This is a genomic window from Paenibacillus faecalis (assembly GCF_900289175.1).
Classification (GTDB): domain Bacteria; phylum Bacillota; class Bacilli; order Paenibacillales; family Paenibacillaceae; genus Paenibacillus_AQ; species Paenibacillus_AQ faecalis.
This window is the reverse complement of sequence record NZ_LT985747.1, coordinates 3,810,619-3,836,929: the sequence shown is the minus strand read 5'-3', so window position 1 is coordinate 3,836,929 and position 26,311 is coordinate 3,810,619. Positions and strand designations below refer to the sequence as shown.

Below are 26,311 nucleotides of genomic sequence, written 5' to 3'. Positions count from 1 at the left end.
TTGCGGTTTCGGATGTTTGCGAAAGTCCCGCGCATCATGCCCTCATGATTCCCACGGCGGGAGCCGTAAGAGTTGAAGTCTTTCCGTGCAACACCCCGCTCGCTCAGGTAAACACCCGCCGGGCTGTTCGTTGCAATGTTACCCGCCGGAGAAATGTGATCTGTTGTGACAGAATCACCCAGCAAGGCAAGAACACGCGCATTGCGGACTTCCTGAATATTGTTCAGCTCGCTGCCAAGATTCTCAAAGAACGGAGGATTCTGAATGTAGGTTGACTTGGCATCCCACTCATACAGCTCGCCCTCTGGTACAGAAATCTCATTCCAGCGCTTGTTGGCGGTAAAGATATTTTCATATTTTTTACGGAAAGCATCCGCCGTAAGGGAATGACCGATTGCCTCACGGATTTCCGCGCTAGTAGGCCAAATATCTTTCAAGTAAACCGGTTCGTTATTCGGATCATAGCCGATCGGATCGTTCTGCAGATCGATATTTACCGTGCCGGCCAGTGCATAAGCTACGACAAGCGGTGGCGAAGCGAGATAGTTAGCTTTAACCTGAGCGTGAACGCGGCCTTCAAAGTTACGGTTACCGGAAAGAACAGCCGCGACCGTCATATCATTGTCCGTGATCGCCTGGCTTACTTCGTCAGGAAGAGGACCGGAGTTACCGATACAAGTTGCGCAGCCGTAGCCGGCAACATAGAAACCGAGCGCCTCCAGATAATGCAGAAGCCCTGCTTTTTCCAAGTAATCTGTAACAACAAGAGAGCCTGGGGTCAAGCTGCTTTTCACGTAGCCCGGTTTTTTCAAGCCGCGTTCAACTGCTTTTTTAGCGAGAAGGCCAGCACCAAGCATAACACTCGGGTTGGATGTGTTCGTACAGCTCGTAATCGCTGCAATAACAACGGCACCAGTTCCCATTTCACTCGTTGTTCCATCTTTATGGTTAATTGTTACTTTCTGTTCGATCTTCTCATCGCTCAGGCCGTATCCGCCTTTATCGATTGGAGTACGAATAATATCATTGAAGTTTTCTTTCATGTTCGTGAGCTCGATGCGGTCTTGTGGACGTTTAGGTCCTGCCAAGCTCGGTACAACCGAAGCCAGATCCAGCTCGATCACATCTGTAAATTCCGGATCAACAGTATCTGCTGTGCGGAACATGTTCTGTGCTTTATAGTATGCTTCTACGAGTTCAACTTGTTCGTCTGTACGGCCTGTACTCCGGAGATATGCGAGCGTTTCAGCATCAACCGGGAAGAAGCCGATGGTAGCGCCGTATTCTGGAGCCATGTTTGCTACGGTCGCACGGTCAGCCAGACTGATATTGGCCAGACCCGGGCCATAGAATTCAACGAACTTGCCGACAACGCCTTTTTGGCGGAGCATTTGAGTTACGGTCAAGGCCAGGTCTGTCGCCGTAGCGCCTTCCGCCAGACTGCCGGTCAGCTTGAAGCCGATAACATCCGGCGTTACGAAATAAAGAGGCTGTCCCAGCATGCCGGCTTCCGCCTCAATGCCGCCGACACCCCATCCCACAACACCGAGGCCGTTGATCATCGTCGTATGGGAGTCAGTACCTACGAGGGAATCCGGGAAGACGAGAGTTTCGCCATCAACGGTCTTCGTAGCTGCTACCGAGGCCAGGTACTCCAGGTTAACCTGGTGAACGATACCTGTTCCCGGAGGCACAGCGCGGAAATTATCAAATGCGGTTTGGGCCCAGCGAAGGAAGCGGTAGCGCTCTTCGTTGCGCTCGAATTCTACCTTCATGTTATATTCGAGAGCCTGTTCGGTACCGAAAGCATCTACCATTACGGAGTGGTCGATAACGAGATCGACGGGTACGAGCGGGTTGATTCTCTTCGGATCGCCGCCTGCTTTCTTAACCGTATCACGCATAGCTGCAAGGTCTACTACAACCGGAACTCCAGTAAAGTCCTGGAGGACGATACGGGCAGGAATGAATGGAATTTCTTTATTGTTGCCAAGCCCTTCATTCCATTTAGCAAGTTGCTTTACATGATCTTCTGTAATTGCACGTCCATCAAATTGGCGGACAGCCGCTTCAAGCAATACCCGGATGGAGAAAGGAAGCTTTGATATATTGCCATGTCCTTGCTCTTCCAAAGCCTGTAGGCTGAAGTAACGGTAATTTTTGCCGCCAACCTCAAGCGAACGGGAGATAGAGAATTGGTCCTTAACTGACATACATATACCTCCTTGTGTTATATAGGTCTTTTCATGGTAGTTTCATCAGGTGAAACACAATTTCAAAATTTCACTTACTTTAAGTATAACGTTTGCAAGTCCTGACGTAAAGCATTTTTTCCGGAAAAAAGAGTTTGAATTTAGCCCAAAATCCAGTCTTTATCCCGCTGTTTACCGTGAAGCCAGGTACTCGACGGGACGAAAGAAGGAGATTCGTAGAAATTAAGCTGTATAGCGCCATTCATAGCTGGTCTGCCTTCCTCATATAGTGGTTAGAAATAATTCCTTATATTTTCAAAACATAACTTATCGAACAATATCGAGAGGAGTGTGCGGGGTGAAGACGAAAAAAGCACAGCAGCCTTGGAAACAAGTTTTGTATATGTATGTGGATCAATATAATCAGAGCCGGGTGGATTACGGATCAGGCGTGAGAGAGCAAATTGTAACAGATCTGGATTATCTGATGGAGCGTGGAGAAAGACAATTTCGTATTCAGGCCTGGTACACCGAGCGTAAAGTGACTCCGCAGAAGAGCGAGACAAGAGCGAAGCTGCAGCGTATCCTTCGGGAGACAGAAGATGAAGCTGTGGTTGATGTTCGATTGCATACGGTGTTTTTTTATGAAAAAGGAGGTTTGACCCACCGGGAAGATTCCATCAGCAAGGAAAGACTGACGGTGGCTCGTGACGGGGATGCCTGGCTTATTGTTGATGTCGAACGTCTGGAAGATGAGTGTCATCCGTGGAATGAACCTGAAGGGGAATTTAACGAACAGGATGAATCGCATGGTTCTGCCCCTTCCGTCCCGCTGATCAATCATGGCGTGTATGCAGCAGGAACCCACTCACGTGCAGGCCGATATGAAAGGGAGGCCGCAGTCCAATATGCGGATAAATGGTGGGATTCGGGCAACCCGGAGTTTGCGACATTTGAAGTGAACTGCACGAATTATATCTCCCAGTGTCTCTTTGCAGGCAAAGCCCCAATCCACTATACTGGTAAAAGAGAAACGGGATGGTGGTACAAAGGATATGTGAACAACCGGGAATGGTGGAGCTACAGTTGGGCGGTTTCCAACAGTTTCACCCGGTACTTGCACACGAGTACCTCAGGTTTAAGAGCCGAGTTGGTAGAGCGGCCGGAGCAGCTCATGCTCGGTGATGTTATCGTTTATGATTGGGATGGTGACGGATCGTTCCAGCACAGCACAATTGTAACAGCATTTGATGCTGGTGGCATGCCGCTGGTAAACGCCCATACCGTCAGCAGTAAACATCGTTATTGGGATTATCGGGATTCCTACGCTTGGAACGAAAATACGAAATATCGATTTTACCACATTCCCGATTACTTTTAGCATGACAGCATGGTGTGCTGCAATTCGTATAAAAAGAGAGGTTTCACATGGGACAGGATAAATTAACGGTAGGGTTAGTATATGGCGGCAAATCAGGAGAGCATGAGGTGTCGTTATCAACAGCTTTTGCCGTCATGAACGCTTTTGATTTTGATAAATATGAAATAATCCCTTTTTACATCACGAAGCAGGGAATGTGGAGGATCGGAGGCAAGCTTGCTGTACCGTTTACTGACCTTTCCGAGCTGAAGCTAGAGAATGGAGAGGGGACACAAACGGCGCTTAATGCAGTCTTTAGCAGACTGTATGGCAGTGAGGAAGCAGTGGTAGATATTATGTTCCCGCTTCTGCATGGCACCTTTGGCGAGGACGGTACGATTCAGGGACTGTTCGAGATGGCTGATATTCCTTATGTCGGAGCTGGCGTACTTGCTTCAGCAGCGGGAATGGATAAAGGCATTATGAAAAAGCTGTTTTCTCAAGCAGGGCTGCCGCAGTGCAAATATTGTTACTTCAGCCGTTCTGAGTGGGAGCGAAACAGTTATGAGCTAATGCAGCATATGGAGGATGACCTGGGCTATCCTTGCTTTGTAAAACCGGCTAATTTGGGTTCGAGCGTAGGTATTTCAAAGGCCAGGGATGCTAAGGAGCTTAGAGACGCGATTGATAAAGCATTGCGTTTTGATCATAAAATTATTGTGGAAGAATTCGTGGATGCTCGAGAGGTAGAGGTTAGTGTGCTTGGTAATGATGAGCCGATGGCGTCGGTACCGGGTGAAATTATCTCTTCTGGTGAATACTATGACTATTCCGCAAAATATACAGACGGGAAATCCGAGATGCTCATTCCTGCTCCGGTGGAGCCGGATACAGCTTACCAGCTTCGAGAGCTTGCCATTACGGCATTCAAAGCGATTGGAGGCAGCGGTATCACGCGTGCCGATTTCTTTATTAGACGCTCTGATCATGCTATTCTTATTAATGAAGTGAATACGATGCCTGGCTTTACTCCGTACAGCATGTATCCCCTGCTTTGGAGGGAGACTGGCGTATCATACCGAGAGCTGCTTGATCGGATGATTGAGCTTGGAATCGAGCGGCATAACCATAAGCAGGCATTGGTTTATGAGAATCAAGATTAAAAAATGTATAATTAGGAAAGAGAATACCAAGGGGAGTCCGATATCACGGCTCCCCTTGACTCTAATCTTTTATATTTAAAGGGAGGCAGGCGCATGGGGTTTCAAACCGAGTTCAATTCCGTTTGCAAGTTCAAGAATGAGCAGGAGCTTTACGAGCTTCTGGAATATGGGCGGGGAAAGATGCTGAAGGATGGTTTTCGTGTTTATCCTACAGGACAAAAAGTTATTGCCTATACGCCGGATAACAAAGCGGTTGCGATCGTATTGATTACAGCCAGCGTTGCAGAGATCAACTTTCAAGGACGTGAGGTAACATCCGTTGAACTTCAGCTTGTACGCAAGCTGACTGAGGAAGAATCCAAAGTTCAGAGCGATCTGGCTTATGAAATGTTTTTTGGGAATCAGACATGATTGTGAGGTTTGGATATGTGGCTATGTCCACAGTGCTCTCGAATTGCTCGCCATCGAAGACGATGACCATGAAAAGCTTCGTGAAGCTGGTTGATCGTGAAGCGGCAATCCGGAAACTAGAGCGCCTGGCTGTCGAGAATCTGCACAATACGCTCCGTTTGCTTAAGCATAACCTTGCTCATGATATTCAAGTCTACCGTATGACATCCAAGCTCATTCCTCTTGCTACGCATAAAGATCTCGGAGATTGGAACCCCTATCCTGCACTGCAAGAAAGCTTTGCTGAAGTGGGCCGGTTTGTGAAGGAGCACGGAATGAGGGTGTCTTTTCACCCCGATCATTTTACCGTTCTTAGTACACCCCGCTCCGAGGTGCTGCATCATTCCATACAAGATTTAAGACATCATACGAACATGCTGCTGGCGATGGGGCTGAGCGCATCGATGAAGAACAACATTCATATCGGGGGCGCATACGGGGACAAGCCTTCGGCGGCCGCCAGGTTTGAAGAGCATTTTCAACTGCTTGATCAAGATATAAAAGAACGTCTTACACTCGAAAATGACGACAAAACGTTTACAGCTATAGAAACGTTGAACGTATGTAAGAACCTGGGCCTGCCGATGGTGCTCGATATCCATCATCAATGGGTAAACAATGAAGGAGAGTCTCCATGGGAGCTATGGCCGGAAATTGTACGCACATGGGACACTCCATTGGCACAGGCCGGCTCTGACGCCTCTTGTCCGCTGCCCCCCAAAATCCATGTGTCCAGCCCCAAAAGCACTTCCGATCTACGCAGTCATGCCGATGGTGTGGATGTTGTACCTCTTTTGTCTTTTTTGAGAAAAATTGCCCGGAATACACCTCAGCTGGATGTGATGATCGAAGCAAAGCTAAAAGACGGGGCTTTGTTCGGTTTAATGAAGGATTTGTCAGCGTATGAGAATGAAGGTGTTCATATTATTGACGGTGCTTCTGTGGAAATCACTCCTTAATTCAAAAATGACATCTTCTGTTCACTTGCATCGAAGCAGGAAATAAGATAACGTTAAAATATAGAAGAATATTGAATTTGACCCAATTTTTATAGTGATTGGTTTATTCATAAAAGTATATTTTGAAAGAAAGGGATTTATTAGGGAAACGTGCCCTTGCTTCTCTCGTATAATATGAATAGGATAATATAAATCTTTTATTTTTAGTTTCAATATAGAAAGTAGAGTGAATGCATTGAATGAAAAAGATAAGGTACCTTATGTAGTAACCAGCAAAAGCTACACAGCGGTAGCCATCAACTGCGCAGCCAAAGCAGGGGAATGGATCAAGAGCAGACTTGGATCAGTTAAACAGCTAAGCACCAAAGTTTCCTCGCAGGATTTGGTAACCGAGGTGGACAAGGGTGCGGAGCAAATGATCCGCAAGCTTATTCTGACTCATTTTCCGGACCATGCCATTTTAGGTGAAGAAAGTGTTGGTCCGGGAGCTGAAGCTTGTATGAAAGCATTGGAAACAGCGAAGAATGAGCCTTATTTGTGGATTATTGATCCGGTTGACGGAACAACGAATTATGTTCATGGCTTTCCTTTTTATTCTGTATCGATTGCGCTTGCTCATCATGGAGAAGTTATTGTCGGGGTTGTCTATGACCCGTCGCGTGACGAGCTGTTCATAGCAGAGAAAGGGAAGGGGGCATACGTCCACGGAAATCCTACTTTGGTAGCCAAGGAAACCACTTTGTCGGACAGTCTTCTGGCTACTGGTTTTCCGCTGGAAACATCTTTTAATTTGCCGCAAAATATGGCCGGACTTCAGGCGCTTCTTCCTAAGGTTCGCAATGTACGCGCAGGCGGTTCGGCTGCGCTTCATATGGCGTATGTTGCTGCAGGTCGACTGAACGGTTATTGGGAACTCGGATTGAATGCCTGGGATGTGGCTGCCGGTGCGCTTCTTATTCAGGAATCTGGCGGTCAAGTAACCGATACGGCAGGTCGCCCATATGATCTGTCTGTCCGTAATATTGTAGCGACCAATGGCGAAATTCATGATGATCTGTTGGAAACGTTATCCAAGGCTGAAGCGACAGGTTTCAGGAAAGACTAGGGTCGAGTATTTTCTGAAATATGCGACTAAAACCGTCTACTACAACAGATAAAGGAGTGTCACACATGAATGATAAGCCGAATCAAAATATGGAGCGACAGCTCAGTGAACTGTTGACGGATGGTGAAATGGAATCGAAGGACAAGGAGGAAGAAGCGCGCCGCCTTATTCCGCCCAAGTACGAGATTCGCATTCAAACAACGTTGGACCCGATTGTAGAGGAGACGCGCAAGTATCGCAAGATCGCTAAGGAATTGGATGACCGGTATGATAAATACATGGAGCGAGCAGGCGATAAAGCTTCTTCATCGGATGCTGGCAGCAACACTTAAACGATTTTTGACTGGAATTCAAAATGATTTTAAAATGCAGTCCCATATGAACGAGTATCTCCAACTGTTAACAGGCTTAACGATTGAAGAGCAGTTCAAATGAGGGCTGCTTTCTTCTGCCTTTGAATAATGAATATGGTAAAATACATTTGCTTGGATATTTTACCAAAGGGGTGTTATAATGCTGAAATTTTGGAGCAAGAATCTAGCTTCAGTCACTAGCATGATGCTGATATCTGTGCTGCTGCTGGGGATATGGGATGTCAAACCTGTGAATGCTGAGGTACAACCGCTGGACAAAGACGATAATACATATCGCATTGTTTCCTTGGGAGACTCGCTTACGGTTGGTTACGAACCGGGGGTGAACAAGAATATGAAGCCTTACGGGTTCGTTGATCGGCTGCTGGAGCAAGGACTGATTCATGGCCGGACGGAAGTTGTTAATCTTGGGATAAACGGACTTACGACGGAAGGTCTTCATCGATATGTTCAAGCCGTGGTTGATGAAAAGGCGATTTCCCCCCGTGATATGCAGTCCGGGTTGAAAGATCCCCGTGCTGGCAAGATCGGTGCAAAAGCAGCTCAGGCCAAAACACTGCTTGCAAATGCCGATGTCATTACAGTGACCATAGGTGGAAATGACATGCTGGGGCTGCTAAATACATCTTACACAGCAAGTACTCAAGGGTTTTCCGCTTTAGTTCAGCAGGTTATTAAGACATATACTGATAATGTGACATCCGTTGTACATAATCTGCACCGTATCAATCCGGATGCCTTGATTGTGCTGGCCGACCAATATCAACCACTTCCGAAAATAGCGGATAAAAAGATTTATTCGAAAATGTTAGAAGCGGCAGAGCGGTTTACCGGGCTGGTGGATGAAATGGCAGAGTCTTTTAACAAGGATGGCATCGATGTAAAAGTAGCGCATGTTGCCAAGGAGTTTGTCGGTTCTGAAATGGTGATGACTCATATTTTGAAAAAGGATATCCACCCGAATCAACATGGTTATGAAGCGATGGCGCGTGTCTTCTCGGAAGTAATCTGGGGGGAGTATACGAAGCTGGAAGCAAGCGATCCGTCTGAGCCGATGACGATATTCGTTAACGGCAAGGAACTTAAGACACCATATAAACCGATAATGGTGAACAATAAAAATTTTGCAGCTGTTCAGGACATCGTAAATGCTGTCGGGGCAAAGAGCAAGTGGAGCAATGAAACATCAAGCTTGACGATCACCTTCGAAGATCGAACAGTTGTCATAACGATTGGCGCCGAAACGATAAAAATAAACGGTGAAATTGTCCCGATAGATACACCGGCTTTCCTTCATAAAGTGGGAAAAGAACATAAAACTTACGCACCGCTAGAGGCTGTCGCTTTCGGTTTGGGCCTTGACGTCCAGTACAGCGCTAAGCTGCGGACAGTCTTCATTCATCCGTGAATGGACCGATGATCATTACGTTATCGGTTTTGGCTATAGCGTCGGTATTATTCATGTCCGGCAAGGTGCGTTCGGATCTCGTGGCGATCGGCGTGCTGATGGTATTAATGCTGATGGATATATTGACGCCGGCAGAAGCGTTATCCGGGTTCTCCAACTCAGTTGTCATCATGATGATCGGCTTGTTCGTGGTAGGCGGAGGAATTTTTCAAACCGGGCTTGCCAAAATGGCGAGTGGAACACTTTTGAAATTTGGCGGCGGCAGCGAGACCCGGCTGCTGATCATGGTTATGCTGGTGACATCGCTGATCGGCGGCTTTGTCAGCAATACCGGTACGGTTGCGGTCATGATGCCCATTGTCGTGAGCTTGGCTCTCAGCACGGAGATTCATCCCGGCCGGCTTCTGATGCCGCTTGCTTTTGCCAGCAGTCTCGGAGGAATGTTTACTCTGATTGGAACACCGCCCAATCTGGTCATTCAGGAGACCTTGATCGGTGCTGGGTATGAGTCACTGTCATTCTTCTCGTTTTTCCCGATAGGTATAGTATGCTTATCCACCGGCATTCTGGCTATTTTATTTCTGCGCCGCTATTTGCCAAGGAATGAAGAAGGAGATGGGAATAGGCAGGGAGGACGATCGCTGAAAGAATTGGCGAAGCAATATCGGTTGACACAAAATCTGTTTCGCATACAGGTAGGCGAGAGCTCTGCGATCCGATCAAAAACGCTTCGAGAGTTAAATATTCCAGATGAGTTCGGTATTCACGTCATTGAGATCCGCCGCAAAATGTCGGCTAAAAATCAATTTTTCAAAACGATCAATCAGGAAATCGCGGGTCCGGAAACGGTGATTGAACAGGATGATATCCTGTATGTGAACGGTCCCTTTGAAAAGGCAGTCCAGTTTGCGGAAAAGTATGGGCTCGACATGCTGGACCAGCGTGTTCCAGAGCATCCTAAGCCTGCTTTGGAGCCGCAGTACGCGACAAGTGACGTGGGCATTGCCGAGGTCATGCTGACACCGTCCTCACGCTTGATTGGCCGGCTGGTCAAGCACTCTGGCTTCCGCGAGAAATATCGGGTGAACATTCTCGGTATTCACCGGAAGGAGCAGTATCTTTTCCATAATCTGAAGGAGGAGCGTATGCGTTTTGGCGATGCCTTTCTTGTGCAAGGTACTTGGGAGGATATCGCCTTGCTGGCATCGGATCAGACGGATGTTGTAGTTGTTGGCCAGCCGGTCGAAGAATCCCGGAAAATGACGATGGATCAAAAGGCGCCTATTGCTGCCGGGATTTTGCTGCTGATGGTCATTTTGCTCGTTACTGAATGGATTCCGGCGGTAGCTTCTGTCATGCTGGCCGCCCTGCTGATGGTAGTATTCGGGTGTGTACGGAATATGGAGGAAGCTTACAAAACGGTCAATTGGGAGAGTGTTGTATTGATCGGCGGCATGATTCCGATGTCGATTGCGATTGAGAAGACCGGAGCGGCGACACTGTTGTCGGATATGCTGGTGCAGTCGCTCGGAGCTTACGGCTCCCTTGCGTTATTAGCGGGCGTATATTTTGCGACATCGCTGTTGACCCTTTTTATTAGCAACACAGCCTGTGCGGTTCTTTTCGCCCCGATCGCGATGTCGGCGGCCGTTCAGATGGGATCGAATCCATATCCGTTCTTGTTCGCGGTTTCTGTAGCGGCGAGCATGTGCTTTGCCTCGCCGTTCTCGACACCGCCTAATGCACTCGTGATGTCGGCAGGACGCTATAAGTTCAGCCACTATATAAAAGTTGGGCTGCCGCTTCAAATCATTATTGGTGCAGCTGTGGTGATGGCGTTGCCACTGTTGTTCCCATTTTAAGCCCAAAAATTGAAGAGATGTCTTAGAGGTCGATTGACCTAAGACATCCCTTCTGTCTGTTGAAAGAAGCTCATTTTGAAATAAATTAATGTTTCATAGCTTTAAACGACTCATCTGCTGCTTGAAGTGTAGCATCGATGTCCGCTTCAGTATGCGCAGTTGTCAGGAACCACGCCTCATACTTCGAAGGTGCCAGATTAATGCCGCGGTCCAGCATGTTGCGGAAGAAGGCAGCAAATGCTTCGCCGTCTGTATCCTGCGCTTCGTCATAATTGGTTACAGGATGATCGCAGAAGTGGGTGGAGAAGGAGCCGCGAATTTGGTTGATCGTGAGCGGGATGCCATGACGATCAGCAGATGCCTTCAAGCCTTCGGTAAGCTTGACTGTCAGGCGCTCCATCTCTTCATATACACCTTCACCTTTCAGCACTTCCAGGCAGGCGATACCAGCAGAGATAGAGGCTGGATTGCCTGCCATCGTGCCGGCCTGATAAGCCGGGCCAAGCGGCGCCACTTGCTCCATGATATGTTTGCGGCCACCGTAAGCCCCCATCGGAAGACCGCCCCCGATAATTTTGCCAAGTGCGGTCAAGTCCGGTTGGATCGCCTCATGATTTTTTAATCCTGCATATGTTTGAGCAGAGCCGTAATGGAAACGGAAGGCGGTGATGACCTCATCGTAAATGACAAGTGATCCGTTATCATGGGCCATCTGACAGAGACCTTCAAGAAATCCAGGCTCAGGCATGACCATTCCGAAATTGCCTACGATCGGCTCAACCATGACCGCGGCAACGTCATCGCCCCACTTCTCAAGCGCTTCACGCAGTCCGTTCAGATCGTTAAACGGAACGGTGATGACCTCCTGGGCAATGCTGGTCGGGATTCCGGCGCTGTCGGGGATACCAAGCGTAGAAGGGCCGGAACCTGCGGCGACAAGCACAAGATCGGAATGACCGTGATAGCAGCCGGCAAACTTCACAATTTTGTTTCGCTTTGTATATGCACGGGCTACACGGATCGTTGTCATGACAGCTTCCGTACCGGAGTTGACGAAGCGTACTTTGTCAAGGGAAGGGATGGCTTCTTTTAACATTTTGGCAAGCTTGATTTCCAGCTCGGTTGGTGTACCATAAAGCACGCCGTTCTCTGCGGCTGCGGTAATCGCTTTAGTGACATGGGGATGGGCGTGTCCGGTTATAATCGGCCCATAAGCGCCTAAATAGTCTATGTATTGATTGCCGTCTTCGTCCCAGAAGTGAGCGCCTTTGGCACGTTTCATAAATACAGGGGCACCGCCACCGACAGCTCTGAAAGAACGGGAGGGGCTGTTGACGCCTCCTACGATATGCTGAAGGGCTTCTTCATACAACATTTCTGAACGTTTTCTGGATTTGGACATTTTCTTTCGTTCCTTTCTTTATGAAATCAGGACAGGCTGCCATCGCAGCCTGTCCTGATATCGTGATTGGATGTTAGTTAAGGTAAAATCATTGGTTGTTGGATGAAGCGGTATCTTTCAAGGTATCTTCTTCATCCCGATTGTTAACCTTGCTGCCTGTTTCACCATCGCTGCTGCTTGTTTCGGATTCAGACTCCGGTTCCGGGCCATTCATTACATCCTGGACATACTGTTTTAGCATATCTGGATCTTTCACGGTTAGAACGGATGCCCCGCCGATGTTAGCTTCAACCAACAGCTTCATTGGAGGCACCTGCTCACTACTGCTCATTGTACTCTGAAATGCCACATTTGCAAGCTTCCACATGTCATTGACGCTCATATTCGTGTCAATATAGGGACTGATCGATTCGATAATTTCCGGCATCTTCATAATGTTGGTCGTGGTTTGCATCTTTTTGACTACGGCTGCGATCAGATCGCGCTGACGCTCGGTACGGGAGAAATCGCCCATTTTATCATGACGGAACCGTACATATTGAAGGGCCTCATTGCCGTCAAGATGCTGCTGGCCTTTTTTCAAATCGATGTCATATTCGTTCTGGTCAGCCTTGCTCGAATACTTCATATCTTTCTCTACGTAGAAGTCTACGCCGCCGACAGCATCTACCAGCTTGATAAAGCCTTGGAAATCTGTGTATACATAATATTGAATAGGAATGCCAAGCAGGTCTCCGACCGCCTTCATAGCTGTTTTGGGCCCATGGGTAACGGCGGTATTAATCCGGTTCTGGCCGTGGCCGGGAATATCCGTATAAGTATCTCTGAGAATAGAGAACAAATGCATTTTCTTTTTGACCGGATCAATGGAAGCCACGAGCATAGTGTCTGAACGTGGAATTTCACCCTCTTCAAAACCGCGGGCATCTACACCCATAAGCAGAATGTTGACAGGTTCGGTTCCTTCCCATTTTGGGGGTTCAGGCGCTTTGGCATCGACATTTTCAATTTCACGGAAAGGAGAGGACTCGCCTTTCTTTTGCAGACTTTCAAGACCACTGTAAATGGAAGCAGCATAATAAGCTCCATACCCTAAAATACCGACAATGATAAGGCTTACGGTCCATATAATTGTCTTTTTTGTTCGTTTGCTCATTGAGTTCTTCCTTTCGGATTACGCTTGTGAATAGTTAAGTATCATATTTGAATAAACTGCATTCATTCTATTATAATTTTTTTCGAAATGACAATCAATTATTAACAGGCAAAGCCTGTTATAAAAAAAGGAGATGAGCTTACAAAATGAACCAAACTCAAGTGCAGATCGGAAATGTAGTTCCGGATTTCACTCTTCCGGCTTCCAACGGCGAGCAAGTATCTTTGAGCGATTTTCGTGGGAAAAAGGTGATCGTTTATTTTTATCCGAAAAATATGACGCCTGGTTGTACGAACGAGGCATGCAGCTTCAGGGATCTATACGGTGAGATTCAGCAGGCAGGAGCTGTTGTTCTTGGCATAAGCCCGGACCCTCTGAAGTCGCATCATAAATTTATTCAAAAGCACGATCTTCCTTTCCTGCTATTATCCGACGAAGATCACAAAGTCAGTCTGATGTTTGGGGTATGGCAGCTGAAAAAAATGTACGGACGTGAATTCGAAGGAATTGTCCGCTCTACCTTTCTGATCGATGAAGAAGGAAAGCTTGTAAAGGAATGGCGGAAAGTAAAGGTTGCCGGTCATGCTGAAGAGGTGCTTCAAGCTGTACAGTCATAATCTGATCGAATAAGCGCGGTCCTCATGCTTGTAAAAACAAGATGGGGGCCGCTTTTCTTTTTAGGAAGTCTTTTTTTGAAGAATGCTCCATATAATCTATCAGAAGCCAAACCAGGCTCGTAGAAATGGTGGAGGTAGATTAAATGTATAAAAATATAGCAGCGTTTATTCGTATCGCAATTTTATGTGCTTTTGCCGTTATTTTTATAATGACCGGAATCGGGATTTCTTTGCAGCCAGGACATTCCCCGATCCAAGTATCGCACGCTGAAGAGGCGCAAGAAGCACTATCATCCTCTGAAGAAGTTCGTACGAAGCCTGGAAAAGAAATATACAGCGCTGCTGCCTCTGTCATGGCGAAGCCAGCTTTTGCCTCTGCACCTGCCCCTGTTAAGGAGAAGAAAAAATCGGGTAAAAAAGTATACCTCACCTTTGATGATGGTCCTTCCGATCTGACGGGAGAGGTGCTTGATATATTAAAGAAAGCGAATGTTAAGGCAACATTTTTCGTGCTTGGTGAGCAGGCTAAAGCCCGTCCGGAATTCATTGCAAGAATACATGAGGAGGGGCATGCCATTGGCAATCATACATATGATCATGAATACAGCAAACTCTATGAGAGTTTTTATGAGTTTTGGAGACAGATTAAGCAAACGGAAGAGACCGTAAGACTGATTACTGGTGTCAGACCACAGCTTGTAAGAGCTCCTGGGGGAACGGCTGGCAACTTTGATGAAACTTATTTTCGATTGCTGAAGCAGGGAGGATACCAGGTGTTTGACTGGAATGTGGACAGTCGTGATTCCAAAAGGCGAGGAGTTCCGGCAGCGGAGATTTTGAAAGGTGCAACAGCCCCCGCGAACAGTAATGAGGCGATCGTTCTGCTGCATGACGGGGCAGGGCATAAAGAAACAGTGAAAGCGCTCCCCGGCATTATTGCTTTTTATAAAAGTAAAGGATATCAATTCGATGTGTTGACACCTGATATGAAGCCTGTACAGTTCAAGCTCCAAAACAAGATTAAGCCGAAAAAAAAGCAGCCGGGATCGCGTTGGATTGCAGAGAACGTCGTACCGAACGCGGCCTTGTTTAAACAGGGAAAAACACTGGCTGTAGATATGGGCGGGTTTTCAACAGAGTTTGCTCCGGGTGAGTATCGGTTGGAGGATGGAAAACATATGGTTCCTTTGCGAATGGCGGTTGAGCGGCTGGGGGGAGATGTGTTATGGGAGTCAAAGGGTAAGTTGGTTCAAGTTTCCTTGACAGGTACTCGATGGGAGGCAGACCCTAACAAGGGAACCATGACGCTAAGCGGAGCTTCGAAATCCAATGAATCTAGGGTTCAATTTATCGGTCATACGGTATGGGTTCCGATTCGTGATATGTTGAAAATATCGGGACATCCTGTTCAGGATGTCGTTTCAGGAGAGGACATATACAAAATTGTAACTTTATAGACATATTTATTGCATTTTATGTTTGTAATTATGTTACACAAGTTATAGACTAATAGATGTTAGAGATATTTATCACAATCCCAATGAACGTGTTAATAAAGGAGGGGGAGACTCACCCCTGCTTTGTTTTGGCGCGGCAGAGATTTATAAAAATTCTCGCTTTTAAACAGTGATGCATAATAGATGCCGGTTATCCTAAAATTACAAGTAATCGGTTCATTTTGCCGCCAGGTTCTTCTTGGGAACTTATTTAAAGTAAAGGAGGCAATTCTAATGACAGAAACATCCCGCCAGCAGCAATCTGAAGCTTCAGAGACCGTTGCTGAAAATCTTGGAGCTCCGGTTTCGGACCGCCTTGATGTATTCGACCAATTGATGAAGCCGGAAGTTCAGGAATCGCTGACTATTCTTGTGGATAATCTTCCTAAGCTTACTGAAATGCTAACGTTCTTTATGAAAGCCTATGATTTTGGTAAATCGGTAGCTACTGACCCGGTGCTTGCGGAAGATACCATGGCCTCGTTAACCGGGTTTACGAAGCCTGTAACGGATTCGCTGAAAAGTGCAGCTTCCGCAGCGATCGAAGCGGGTGATCGTGTACATGCTCAGAATGATCAGGCGCCGATCAGCGTATTTGGTCTTATGAAGATGCTGAAGGACCCTCAGGTTCAAAAAGGTCTGCGCTACGCACAGGCTTTTATGGACGTTTTGAATGAACGCGACCAGCAGAACAAGCGCTAATTACATGAAAGATTCGAAGAATGGAGGATGGTCATGTCTAAACATATATTAATCTTAGGCGGAGGCTATGGCGGACTGCTGAGCGCTCTTTCCGCCCGGGAGCACTTTGGCGTGAATGACGCTAAAATTACGTTGGTTAACCGTTTCCCGACTCACCAGATCATTACAGAACTGCATCGTCTGGCTGCAGGCAACATAGCGGAGAAGGCGGTTGCCCTTCCGCTTGAGAAGCTGCTTCGTCATGCTAACGTTGATCTGCGCATCGGTACGGTAAAGGAAATCAAGCCCGATGAGCGCTCTGTGTCTTTGGAAGACGGAGGTCAATTTACTTACGATATGCTGGTTGTTGCATTGGGCAGCGAAACCGCATTTTTTGGCATTCCCGGACTTCAGGAAAACAGTTTTATCCTCAAATCAGTTAATGACGCTAACCGCTTGCGCGCGCATGTGGAAAAACGAATTGCAGAATACAGCAAAACGAAAAACAAAGCGGATGCGACCATCGTTGTTGGCGGCGGCGGCTTGACGGGGGTTGAGCTTATTGGTGAGTATGCTGATATGAAGAGCGAGCTGGCTCGGAAGTATGGCATTTCTCCTGATGAGATCAATCTATACTGCGTTGAGGCTGCGCCTTCGATCCTGCCAGGCTTTCCACCAGAGCTGGTTGATCGTGCAACGACAAGCCTTCAAAACCGCGGTGTAACCTTCCTGACCGGCCTGCCGATCACGAAAGTGGATGGAACTACGGTTGAACTCAAGGATGGAAGCACCCTTGAAACAAGTACACTGGTATGGACAGGCGGTGTACAGGGCAATGCTGTCGTTGCGAATTGTGGCATTGAAGTGAACCGTGGCCGTGGCGTAGTGAATGAGTTCCTTCAGTCATCCTCTCATCCGGAGGTGTTTATGGCTGGGGACAGCGCGGTAGTTATGGGTCCTGAAGGACGTCCATATCCTCCGACAGCGCAGCTGGCCTGGCAGATGGGCGAGCTTGTCGGATACAACATGTACGCTTATTCCAAAGGCGGGGTTATGGCTTCATTCGTTCCTGTGTTCTCGGGAACACTGGGAAGCTTGGGCCGTAAAGACGCGATCGGAACGATCGGTGCGAACAAAACCCAGCTTAAAGGTTTACCTGCTACGATGATGAAAGAAGCAAGTAATCTGCGTTACTTATCCCATATTAAAGGTCTGTTTACGCTGGCATACTAAGCTGGTTAACCCAGTAAAAGGTAAAAACCTATAAAGCAAAGGGTTATCTCAAAAGTGGACAAAACACGGAAGATATAGCTCGTTCTGAACAAAAGTGGCGATACAGGAACCCTCTGTATCGCCACTTTTTTGATTTCAGCTGCTAGTTTTTCAGCAGATTATAGTCTGGAAACCCCCTTTGGCCTTTTCGCTTGCTTTTATGATGCACATCTTAAAAATTAACTATTTTGGTAGTCTATCTTTCCGCTTTCTTGGAAAACCTATTCATAGAATCGTTTTTTATAAAGCTTTTCCTGCAAAAATGAGCAGGAGAGGAAGCGGAGGTTGAAGCCATTGTTAAATTCATCTATTTATCAGGAGGAGATTTCATATCCGGAGTGGGCTCCTGAACTGCTGGAAAGAGTTGTGAAAAAGGTTGGCAGTGTCATTGTCGGTCATCAAGAACAAATTCGATTAACCATCATCGCCATGCTTGCGGGAGGGCATGTGCTGCTTGAAGATGTGCCCGGGGTAGGAAAGACCATGCTGGTACGTTCTGTTGCTGCATGTCTTGGCTGTGATTTTGGGCGGATTCAATTTACATATGATTTGATGCCAGGGGATATTACCGGAGCTTCGGTATATTACCCTCATACTGGTGAATTTGAGTTTAGGCCCGGCCCCGTGCTTTCAAACATTGTGTTGGCCGATGAGATCAACCGCGCGTCACCGCGTGCTCAATCGGCTTTGCTCGAAGCGATGGAGGAGGGCATGGTTACGGTGGATGGGCGAAGCTATCCGCTGCCCTCGCCATTTTTTCTATTGGCAACGCAAAATCCGTATGAGTTTGAGGGAACGAGCCGTTTGCCAGAAGCGCAGATGGATCGGTTTTTAATGCGCTTATCTCTTGGCTATCCGGGAACGGAGAACGAGATGGTAATGCTTGAACGTGGATACAACCGAAAGCCGCTTGAAACGGTAAAACCGTTGATGGCCGATTCTGAAATGGTATCTATGCAGCGGATGGCGGCCCAGGTTTATGTTGATGAGAGTATAAAAAAATATTTGGTTGCAGTAGCCGATGCTTCCCGTAAATACAAGGGGGTACGGCTGGGGATCAGCCCGCGAGGAACATTAGCTTGGATGCGGGCTTCCCAGGCAGCTGCCTTCATGGATGGGCGTATGTATGTTATTCCGGATGATTGTCTGCGGGTAGCGGGGCCCGTATTAGCCCACCGGATTCATTTGGGACATGATGCGCGTGCAGCGGGATTGGGGCAGATGGATACGGTTGAGAAGCTGATCAAATCGTTTGAACTTCCGCGTCAGCGCAGCCGAAAGGGGGGACAGTTGTGAGCCGCCGCCAGTTGGAGTGGGGGAGAGCTTTATGTATATGGCTGGTCAGCTGGGGACTGTATATTTGGCTAGGTGGTCCATCTTTGCAGTTTATTTGGTGGCTTTGCAGCGCCATGTTAGTCAATGGATTGCTTATACAAGCTCTGGGACCTTCTCATCTGACTGTTCAGCGAGACATTTCTCCTTCATATCTGTATGCCGGGGAGGATACAGAGATTATGGTCACCATTCGTTTTAAAAGTTTTATGCCGCTGCCGTGGATCATGATGACGGAGGAAATTGGTGGGGTTCAAATCCGCAAGTTATGGTTTCCGGGGTTTCGCCGTTCGGTCAGCTACTCCTATTCCATTGAAAATTTAACGCGAGGAAGCTGGACATCTGCAGATACGACGCTTGAATGGGGGGATCTGTTTGGGTGGTTTCGGGCAAGCAGAAAAGTAGTGAGTCCCGCAGAACTGACCGTCTTGCCTCGACCGCTTAGCATTCGAGGTATGCAGGATATCCCCTTCGGATCGGATGAAGAAATTCTAAGCGTCTATCGTCCTTTTCTCTCTGGACTGCCGGGATCTGAGATAAGGGAATATGTGCCCGGCGATCCTTTAAACCGGATACATTGGAAAAACTCGGCCCGTCTTGGCAGGTTGCAAACTTTTCTCCCTCAGCCGGGGCGCAGTGCGAACAGAAGCATTATTTTGGTTACATCCCAGGATGGGTATCCGGATTTCGGCGCTTCAAAATCGGATACCTCTTTCGAAGATGCGATTAAAGCTTCAGCAGGGCTAATATATGCCTCATCGTTGACATTTGGAACATCGTCCCTTTGGATTGGTGGAGCGGGACGAGCGCCCGTTCGAATGGACAGAACGCAAGAGATGGACTTCGACATGCTGCTTCCACTAGCCTCCGTTCCGTCTATGCCTTGCAGCGGTTCGGCTGCGGAAATATTGGAGAGTGCCGCAGCGGATGAGGATCTTGAAACCGAACTGCTCGTTGTAACAGGCAGTGTGAATGTCGATCTGATGAAATCGGCCCTTCAAATATTGTCAATGGGCAGGAAAATAATTATTTATTGTACCGATCCGTTACCGGAACCATATACGGGAAGTCATTCACTTTCACCCGAAGAAGGTGAACAGACCGCTGAAACTTATGCAGAACAACTTATGCAAACGGGCAATTTCTGTGAGGTATTGGAATTGAAGGATCAGTATTTGCGTGCCGGGGGGCGATTGGTCCACATTAGCGGGGGAGACGTATACGAAATTAGAACCTTGCAGGGAGAGGGTGATGAGGATCGAGAATATCAACAGCTTATCCAATAAGTCAAATCTTTCGTCAAACCGTCCATCGAACCAAGCGTTAATACGATTCCAAACGATTTTCCGCCCATCACCCAGCCCGTTAAGCATGAGGCTGCTCATCAGCTTGCCTATCTTCGGGTTGATGATGGAGTGGCTTCTTCCGCTGCAGGGCCTTGGAGACGAGAAAAGTACCGTTATACTCGAGACATTGTTTATCCTTGCCGTTTATTTGATGCTACAGGGCATTTTTTCGATTCGGGAATGGGTGTGGCTTCCGTTAAATGCTTATGTCATCCTGCTGTTATGGAGCCAGTTGTTTGGCTCGAATCATCCCTTTACATGGCTTGTTGAATATATGCAGGATACGTTGCCTCGGGATATCCATATGTTTTTAAATACTTGGCATTTTCGTGAATTCAGTGAAGAGACGAGAGTTCTTTTATTGCTCATTGGATGGGTAATTATGGTATACACGGTATGGATGCTGGTTCTATATCGGAGGACGGTATGGTTGTTTGGGGGCGCAACAATTATTTATTTGGCTGTTCTGGAATCGGGGCTTGAACAGCCCGTATATGAAGATATGTTCAGGGCGTCTATCTTCATATTCACGGCCCAAGGGATGATGTTGCTTCTTAAATTGAAGAATGAAGAGGTCATGGAGACAAGGGAGAAAACTCAGGGAGTCGGCTCGAAGCTTCGATTTATAAGAATAGCTGGCTGGTTTTTTTGTGTTATTTTTCTCGCTGTTTCATTTCCTGGCCTGATGCGTGCGGGTGGGGAATTGCTTCCGGCCCGAGAGGGATCGGGTCTTACAATTGCTGAAATATTTGATAAATTTGAGGATTGGTCTTTGTCGTTGTCCGGTGAAGGTGTATCTATGAATAGCGCAAGTGTAACCGGGTACGGTTCATTATCGCAAGATTTGGGAGGACCGCTTACGCCGAGCCGGGAGCTCTTTTTTACGGCTAAAACCCCTGTTCCTTCCTATTGGCGAGGAGAAGCACTTCAGTATTATGACGGAAGACGCTGGATTGCTGGAGAAATGGCTGGAACAAGTGTTGAAATCGATGAAGATTTAAGTTTTTTATTGGAGCAGCGGACAGATTCAATGAATCCGGTTGTTCAGAAAATAACACTGGCAGCACCGCCCTTTTCGAGTCTTCCCGTTTTTTCAGGCGGCTCGGTTACGAAAATTATCGAAGTGCAAGGAAGTGATGGTCACGTTCTGGAGCCCAAGATTACAGCCGACTCTGTATCGGGCAGTCTCCGTTTTCAAGGAGAAGGGGGCCGTATTTTCAGTTATACGATTGAGGCTGAACTGCAGTCCTCTCCTAAAAGGCTTAAGCTGAGCCCGGATGTTCCTGATTCAGAACCGATCACTGATGTTTATTTGCAGCTCCCGAATACTTTGCCGCAGCGGGTGCGAGAGTTGGGTGAACATATTACAGCCGGAATGAACGGCAGGTATGAAAAAGCCATGGCAGTCGAATCCTATTTGGAACAGAAGTATGCCTATACCTTAAATACAACTATCCCTCCGGCCGGACTTGATTTTACCGATCACTTTTTATTTGAAACGAAGGAAGGCTACTGTACGCATTTTGCAACGGCGATGGTTGTTCTTTTGCGGACCCAAGGCATTCCTGCCCGTTATGTTATGGGATTTGCACCAGGGGAAAAAATTGAGGGCACAACCGATACGTATCGGGTTACATCAGAAGAGGCACATGCCTGGGTGGAAGTGTATTTTCCGGGAGAGGGATGGGCTGCTTTCGACCCTACACCGGGTTTTAATGCGGGAATGAATCCCGTTTCCGAACAGGTAGCATCGTCGGGAATGGATCAGAATCCCTTTGTCCGTTTCATAGAAATACTGCGATCCATACCGGATTTTGCTTACGCATGGATTACAGGTATGAAGCCTCTGACAGCGTTTGTTATTGTGTTGCTGTTATTGCCGATTGTACTTGTTCCCCTATTCGTTGGCGTGCGGAGGAAGAGGGCTGCTTCTGCAGAGCGATCTGCACCTTCCCTTACAGAGAGGGATCAATTGATCGCAAGATCGGCCAAGCTGTGGAAAAAGCTGGAGAAGAAGTACGGCTTGATGAAGCCGGGGATAACAGCCAGAGCCTATATACAATCTTTACATATAGAAGATGAGGCTCTTCGCTTGGAAATTCAGCTGTTTGCAAACCGGTGGGAACGAGCCGCATATATGGAGTCTTCGTTAAGCCGTACCGAAAAAAGGCAGTTTTTACGCCAGTGCCGATCCATTCCGAAAAAACTGGTATAAAATCTGAACCTTCCCTTTCTTGACGGTATGAATTTGTGTTGCGTATAATTAATTTCAATAATCAAGGGAGGATCGGTAATGAACAAACCTAATGAAATCATCGTTGTCTTGGACTTCGGTGGACAGTATAACCAATTAATAGCTCGACGCATTCGCGATCTTGGTGTTTACAGTGAGCTTGTGTCTTATAACACCCCAATCGACAAAATTAAAGCTCTATCTCCGCGGGGGATCGTCTTCTCCGGTGGTCCATCCAGTGTGTATGCAGAAGATGCTCCGCGTGTAGACCCGGCTATTTATGATTTGGGGATTCCGATCTTCGGCATTTGCTATGGCATGCAGCTTATGGCTCATCAGTTGGACGGCAAGGTAGAGCGTGCTGCCAAGCGTGAATACGGCAAAGCTGAGCTGGAATTCAATGCAGGCACAACATTGATGCAAGGTCTGGATCTGAAGCAGACGGTATGGATGAGCCATGGCGATCATGTCGTTTCCCTGCCTTCCGGATTTAAGCTGGACGCAGGAACAGAGTCGGCTCCGATTGCAGCGATGAGCAATGAAGAGAAGAAGCTGTACGCGGTGCAGTTCCATCCTGAAGTTCGGCACTCGGTACATGGCAATGAAATGCTCCGCAATTTCCTTTATGAAGTATGTCATTGTGAAGGTGACTGGTCGATGGAGACATTCATTGAGGATCAGATAAAAGAAATCCGTGAAGTTGTCGGTGACAAAAAAGTGCTGTGTGCATTAAGCGGCGGTGTGGATTCATCGGTTGTTGCCATGCTGATTCATAAAGCGATCGGTGATCAGTTAACTTGTATGTTCATCGATCACGGTCTTCTCCGTAAAGGTGAAGCAGAAAGCGTAATGGATACGTTTGTTGGCAAGTTCGACATGAAGGTTGTGAAAATCGATGCACGCGAACGGTTTTTGTCCAAGTTAAAAGGAATCGACGATCCGGAACAAAAACGTAAAATTATCGGCAACGAGTTTATTTATGTGTTTGATGAGGAGTCGAGCAAGTTCGACGATTTTGCATTTTTGGCTCAAGGTACGCTGTATACTGATATTGTCGAGAGTGGAACAGATACGGCGCAGACGATCAAGTCCCACCACAATGTCGGCGGTTTACCAGAGGATATGAAATTCGAGCTGATTGAACCGCTGAAGGCACTCTTTAAAGATGAGGTTCGGAAAGTGGGCGAAGAGCTGGGTCTGCCAAAAGAGATCGTATGGCGTCAGCCGTTCCCAGGACCGGGTCTTGCCATTCGTGTTCTAGGTGAAGTTACAGAGGACAAGCTTACGATTGTTCGCGATTCCGATTATATTTTACGGGAAGAGATCGCAAAAGCCGGACTTGACCGTGAAATTTGGCAGTACTTTACGGCGCTGCCGAACATGAAAAGTGTTGGAGTTATGGGCGATGCACGCACCTATTCCTATACCGTTGGTATTCGCGCGGTAACGTCTATCGATGGGATGACAGCGGATTGGGCTCGCATTCCGTGGGATGTGCTTGAGAAAATCTCCGTTCGCATCGTGAACGAAGTAGACAACGTCAACCGCGTCGTGTATGACATCACGTCTAAACCACCAGCAACGATTGAGTGGGAATAGTTTTTCCCCAGTTTACATTCCTAAATAAATGATATGCACCTCTAGGCAAGACGAGGCTTTGCGCTAATGGCGTGAACCTTCGGATGTCTGGAGGTTTTTTGTGTCAAAATAGGGTTGGATTTACTGTTTAGAGTGTGATGTTTATTCTATATCCGAACGATAACAATATTAAAAACAATTAATATTCGTTTTTGTTGTTGACAAGTTTCGAACTTCATCCTAGAATGAGTTATGTAAATGACAACAACGATATAGCTTTTTCGTATATTCCTGGGGATTGGCCCGGGAGTCTCTACAAGGTCACCGTAATGATCTGGCTACGAAAAGATGAGCAGCAAAGGTGCAGTTGCGGGTATATGCTGCATCCGGAGTTTGAATGAATGATTTTGTTCAGTTTCCGGATGAAGTTTGTATGCAGATGCATGATTGTTTGAGCGACTCTTTTTTAAGCGGGTGCCCTGGGAGAATATTCTCAGGGCTTTTTTTCGTTGGTCACTAATTATAAGGGGGATATCTCAACAATGGAGCGTTTCTTTAAATTAAAGGAACACGGAACAAATGTCAGAACCGAGATTGTAGCAGGATTGACGACTTTTATGACGATGGCTTACATTCTTTTTGTCAACAACCTGTTTCTTGGTCCAAACGGTGCGGGCATTCCGCAAGAAGGTGTGTTTTTCGCCACAGCAGTAGGTGCGGGGCTCGTAACGATTGTGATGGGATTGTTCGTTAACATTCCGATCGGGCTTGCTCCGGGCATGGGGCTGAACGCTTATTTTATGACGGTTGTATTGAGCTCGAACGGAGCTATTACATGGCAGGCTGCTTTGGGAGCCGTCTTCCTTTCCGGTATTGTGTTTCTCATTTTAACAGTAACGAAAGTTCGCCAAATGCTCTTGACCGCTGTACCTAACAACTTGAAGATTGCGATTACGGTCGGTATTGGCTTATTTATAACGATTGTTGGTTTGAAACTGTCTAACTTGGTTATGGTGAGTGTTAACCCAGGAACAGATATTAGTCAACCGGTTGCCGGCGGAGCCTTTAACTTGACTTTAGGTAACTTTATTACTCAGCAAGATACACTGCTTGCGTTAATTGGATTGTTCCTGATTGCTATTTTAATGGTTTTGAAGGTAAAAGGGGCTCTATTGATCGGTATCGTTGCTACAACATTGATTGGTATTCCGATGGGCGTCACTGATCTTTCGGGCCTTAGCGGAGCAAACTGGATTCCTTCATTTGATAACCTGGCAGTCGGCCAGCTCGACATTAAAGGAGCTCTAGGTATTGGTCTTCTGGAAGTCATCTTTATTTTTACATTCGTAGAATTGTTCGATACCTTTGGTACATTGGTAGGTACTGCTGGTCGCGCTGGTCTCTTGAAAAATAAAGAGGAAGGCGAGAAGAAACTCGGTAAAGCGATGTTGGTAGACGCAGGTGGTGTTAGTATGGGGGCCTTCCTGGGCACAAGTACAATCACTGCATTTGTAGAAAGTGCTGCCGGCGTGGCGGCAGGTGGACGTACAGGTTTGACTGCTGTAACAACAGGTATCATGTTTATTCTTTCTCTTTTCCTTGCACCGCTTGCTTTGGTTGTACCTTCTGCTGCAACTGCACCAGCTCTAATCATTGTTGGCGTACTGATGATGAGCCAAGTACGGGATATTGACTGGGATGATTTCTATTTGGCTTTCCCGGCATTCCTGACCATTATTATGATGCCTTTCACTGGAGGTATTGCTAACGGTATTTCAGCGGGGATCATTGCTTATGTGGTGTTGTCCGTGTTTGCCAAATTCACAGGTCGTGAAACAAAGGTTCATTGGTTAATGTGGATTATTTTCGTCATTATTATTATTCGATATGCATTTCTAGGGATATAACCGACTATAAAGGATATGATAGCCGCCTCTTAGCAGAGGCGGTTTTTTTAATTTCAAGAAAGTATAGTAAGCCGGGGAGTCCGCGATCCGAATGATTTCCTCTTCAGTCATCGACAAATCTATCATGTAGAGAACACCTATTATATATGTAGTAATTGCTCAAGACTCTCAATTACGAAATGAAGTGGGAGAAGTTTGACGCTGCCATTTCGGCGTTCATTACGAATCGTGGTGATGCCATTCACGTTCGGCATGGTGACGGGTATTGCGCCTTAGCTTCATTTTGTATGCGAGCCATGAGCTGATCAAGCAGCGTTCATCCGATTATGTATATACTTATGAAGCTATGCATCGGCTATATCGGGTATATCGTTAAACCGGCACGGACTGTTATAGGTGCAGACAAACGGCCGCCCCT

Annotated in this window: 20 protein-coding genes and 1 riboswitch; of the genes, 17 read left to right on the top strand and 3 right to left on the bottom strand. The window is 47.1% G+C overall.

Annotated elements, in window-relative coordinates; genetic code table 11:
* The coding region (gene acnA / locus C8268_RS17980) for an aconitate hydratase AcnA (RefSeq protein WP_106768936.1) at positions 1 to 2,213 on the bottom strand (2,213 nt) is incomplete at its 3' end.
* A 382-nt stretch (positions 2,214 to 2,595) separates the two neighbouring features.
* Here acnA and C8268_RS17975 point away from each other — a divergent pair.
* From C8268_RS17975 to C8268_RS17940, 8 genes are all read left to right on the top strand, one after another.
* Entirely contained in the window at positions 2,596 to 3,573 is a 978-nt protein-coding gene (locus C8268_RS17975) for an amidase domain-containing protein (protein WP_106770013.1), read from the top strand.
* 47 nt (positions 3,574 to 3,620) lie between these two features.
* Positions 3,621 to 4,715, top strand: coding sequence for a D-alanine--D-alanine ligase (locus tag C8268_RS17970; RefSeq protein ID WP_106768935.1), 1,095 nt, complete (start codon positions 3,621 to 3,623; stop codon positions 4,713 to 4,715).
* 93 nt (positions 4,716 to 4,808) lie between these two features.
* On the top strand, positions 4,809 to 5,126 hold the full coding sequence (locus C8268_RS17965; RefSeq protein WP_106768934.1) for a hypothetical protein: 318 nt from the start codon (positions 4,809 to 4,811) through the stop codon (positions 5,124 to 5,126).
* Positions 5,123 to 6,124 carry a UV DNA damage repair endonuclease UvsE gene (uvsE, locus tag C8268_RS17960; RefSeq protein WP_106768933.1) on the top strand — a complete coding sequence of 334 codons (1,002 nt, stop codon included), beginning with the start codon at positions 5,123 to 5,125 and terminating at the stop codon, positions 6,122 to 6,124. Before C8268_RS17965 ends, uvsE begins: the two co-directional genes overlap by 4 nt.
* A gap of 235 nt (positions 6,125 to 6,359) precedes the next feature.
* Positions 6,360 to 7,229: an inositol monophosphatase family protein gene (locus C8268_RS17955; protein WP_420094252.1), complete on the top strand. Its 870-nt coding sequence runs from the start codon at positions 6,360 to 6,362 to the stop codon at positions 7,227 to 7,229.
* Between the two features lie 65 nt (positions 7,230 to 7,294).
* On the top strand, positions 7,295 to 7,561 hold the full coding sequence (locus tag C8268_RS17950; RefSeq protein ID WP_106768931.1) for a hypothetical protein: 267 nt from the start codon (positions 7,295 to 7,297) through the stop codon (positions 7,559 to 7,561).
* 181 nt (positions 7,562 to 7,742) lie between these two features.
* Positions 7,743 to 9,011 (top strand): SGNH/GDSL hydrolase family protein, encoded by a 1,269-nt coding sequence (locus C8268_RS17945; RefSeq protein WP_106768930.1) that lies wholly within the window; start codon positions 7,743 to 7,745, stop codon positions 9,009 to 9,011.
* Positions 9,008 to 10,873 (top strand): SLC13 family permease, encoded by a 1,866-nt coding sequence (locus C8268_RS17940; RefSeq protein ID WP_106768929.1) that lies wholly within the window; start codon positions 9,008 to 9,010, stop codon positions 10,871 to 10,873. The genes C8268_RS17945 and C8268_RS17940 overlap by 4 nt, the downstream gene beginning before the upstream one ends.
* Before the next feature lie 85 nt (positions 10,874 to 10,958).
* Here C8268_RS17940 and C8268_RS17935 read toward each other — a convergent pair whose 3' ends face one another.
* Both C8268_RS17935 and C8268_RS17930 read right to left on the bottom strand, forming a co-directional pair.
* Positions 10,959 to 12,275, bottom strand: a complete 1,317-nt coding sequence (locus C8268_RS17935) for a glutamate-1-semialdehyde 2,1-aminomutase (protein ID WP_106768928.1) — start codon at positions 12,273 to 12,275, stop codon at positions 10,959 to 10,961.
* Between the two features lie 88 nt (positions 12,276 to 12,363).
* The gene (locus tag C8268_RS17930) at positions 12,364 to 13,431 is read right to left on the bottom strand and encodes an LCP family protein (protein ID WP_106768927.1); all 1,068 of its coding nucleotides are present in this window, start codon (positions 13,429 to 13,431) and stop codon (positions 12,364 to 12,366) included.
* Between the two features lie 146 nt (positions 13,432 to 13,577).
* Between C8268_RS17930 and bcp the strand changes: the two genes are divergently transcribed.
* The 9 genes from bcp (at position 13,578) to C8268_RS17885 (ending at position 25,893) form a co-directional block, all read left to right on the top strand.
* A complete protein-coding gene (bcp, locus tag C8268_RS17925) occupies positions 13,578 to 14,048 on the top strand; it encodes a thioredoxin-dependent thiol peroxidase (RefSeq protein ID WP_106768926.1) in 471 nt (156 codons plus the stop codon).
* A gap of 143 nt (positions 14,049 to 14,191) precedes the next feature.
* Positions 14,192 to 15,505 (top strand): polysaccharide deacetylase family protein, encoded by a 1,314-nt coding sequence (locus C8268_RS17920; RefSeq protein ID WP_106768925.1) that lies wholly within the window; start codon positions 14,192 to 14,194, stop codon positions 15,503 to 15,505.
* 273 nt (positions 15,506 to 15,778) lie between these two features.
* Complete coding sequence (locus C8268_RS17915) at positions 15,779 to 16,246, top strand: DUF1641 domain-containing protein (protein WP_106768924.1); 468 nt, start codon at positions 15,779 to 15,781, stop codon at positions 16,244 to 16,246.
* Positions 16,247 to 16,279: 33 nt separating this feature from the next.
* A complete protein-coding gene (locus C8268_RS17910) occupies positions 16,280 to 17,458 on the top strand; it encodes an NAD(P)/FAD-dependent oxidoreductase (RefSeq protein ID WP_106768923.1) in 1,179 nt (392 codons plus the stop codon).
* Positions 17,459 to 17,791: 333 nt separating this feature from the next.
* Complete coding sequence (locus C8268_RS17905; protein WP_106770012.1) at positions 17,792 to 18,793, top strand: AAA family ATPase; 1,002 nt, start codon at positions 17,792 to 17,794, stop codon at positions 18,791 to 18,793.
* Positions 18,790 to 20,115: a DUF58 domain-containing protein gene (locus C8268_RS17900; protein ID WP_106768922.1), complete on the top strand. Its 1,326-nt coding sequence runs from the start codon at positions 18,790 to 18,792 to the stop codon at positions 20,113 to 20,115. The genes C8268_RS17905 and C8268_RS17900 overlap by 4 nt, the downstream gene beginning before the upstream one ends.
* Complete coding sequence (locus C8268_RS17895; protein ID WP_106768921.1) at positions 20,081 to 22,390, top strand: transglutaminase-like domain-containing protein; 2,310 nt, start codon at positions 20,081 to 20,083, stop codon at positions 22,388 to 22,390. Before C8268_RS17900 ends, C8268_RS17895 begins: the two co-directional genes overlap by 35 nt.
* A 78-nt stretch (positions 22,391 to 22,468) precedes the next feature.
* Positions 22,469 to 24,007 (top strand): glutamine-hydrolyzing GMP synthase, encoded by a 1,539-nt coding sequence (guaA, locus tag C8268_RS17890; RefSeq protein WP_106768920.1) that lies wholly within the window; start codon positions 22,469 to 22,471, stop codon positions 24,005 to 24,007.
* 240 nt (positions 24,008 to 24,247) lie between these two features.
* Positions 24,248 to 24,347, top strand: a riboswitch (purine riboswitch).
* A 181-nt stretch (positions 24,348 to 24,528) separates the two neighbouring features.
* Positions 24,529 to 25,893 carry an NCS2 family permease gene (locus C8268_RS17885; RefSeq protein ID WP_106768919.1) on the top strand — a complete coding sequence of 455 codons (1,365 nt, stop codon included), beginning with the start codon at positions 24,529 to 24,531 and terminating at the stop codon, positions 25,891 to 25,893.
* The last annotated feature ends 418 nt before the right edge of the window (positions 25,894 to 26,311 follow it).

What these genes read in the sequence shown, in the direction of transcription:
- C8268_RS17970 (WP_106768935.1), top strand. Translation starts at nt 3,621, where the DNA reads ATGGGACAGGATAAATTAACGGTAGGGTTAGTATATGGCGGCAAATCA.
- C8268_RS17920 (WP_106768925.1), top strand. Translation starts at nt 14,192, where the DNA reads ATGTATAAAAATATAGCAGCGTTTATTCGTATCGCAATTTTATGTGCT.
- C8268_RS17915 (WP_106768924.1), top strand. Translation starts at nt 15,779, where the DNA reads ATGACAGAAACATCCCGCCAGCAGCAATCTGAAGCTTCAGAGACCGTT.
- C8268_RS17975 (WP_106770013.1), top strand. Translation starts at nt 2,596, where the DNA reads ATGTATGTGGATCAATATAATCAGAGCCGGGTGGATTACGGATCAGGC.
- uvsE (WP_106768933.1), top strand. Translation starts at nt 5,123, where the DNA reads ATGATTGTGAGGTTTGGATATGTGGCTATGTCCACAGTGCTCTCGAAT.
- C8268_RS17950 (WP_106768931.1), top strand. Translation starts at nt 7,295, where the DNA reads ATGAATGATAAGCCGAATCAAAATATGGAGCGACAGCTCAGTGAACTG.
- bcp (WP_106768926.1), top strand. Translation starts at nt 13,578, where the DNA reads ATGAACCAAACTCAAGTGCAGATCGGAAATGTAGTTCCGGATTTCACT.
- C8268_RS17885 (WP_106768919.1), top strand. Translation starts at nt 24,529, where the DNA reads ATGGAGCGTTTCTTTAAATTAAAGGAACACGGAACAAATGTCAGAACC.
- C8268_RS17895 (WP_106768921.1), top strand. Translation starts at nt 20,081, where the DNA reads ATGAGGATCGAGAATATCAACAGCTTATCCAATAAGTCAAATCTTTCG.
- C8268_RS17965 (WP_106768934.1), top strand. Translation starts at nt 4,809, where the DNA reads ATGGGGTTTCAAACCGAGTTCAATTCCGTTTGCAAGTTCAAGAATGAG.
- C8268_RS17945 (WP_106768930.1), top strand. Translation starts at nt 7,743, where the DNA reads ATGCTGAAATTTTGGAGCAAGAATCTAGCTTCAGTCACTAGCATGATG.
- C8268_RS17910 (WP_106768923.1), top strand. Translation starts at nt 16,280, where the DNA reads ATGTCTAAACATATATTAATCTTAGGCGGAGGCTATGGCGGACTGCTG.
- C8268_RS17935 (WP_106768928.1), bottom strand. Translation starts at nt 12,275, where the DNA reads ATGTCCAAATCCAGAAAACGTTCAGAAATGTTGTATGAAGAAGCCCTT.
- guaA (WP_106768920.1), top strand. Translation starts at nt 22,469, where the DNA reads ATGAACAAACCTAATGAAATCATCGTTGTCTTGGACTTCGGTGGACAG.
- C8268_RS17930 (WP_106768927.1), bottom strand. Translation starts at nt 13,431, where the DNA reads ATGAGCAAACGAACAAAAAAGACAATTATATGGACCGTAAGCCTTATC.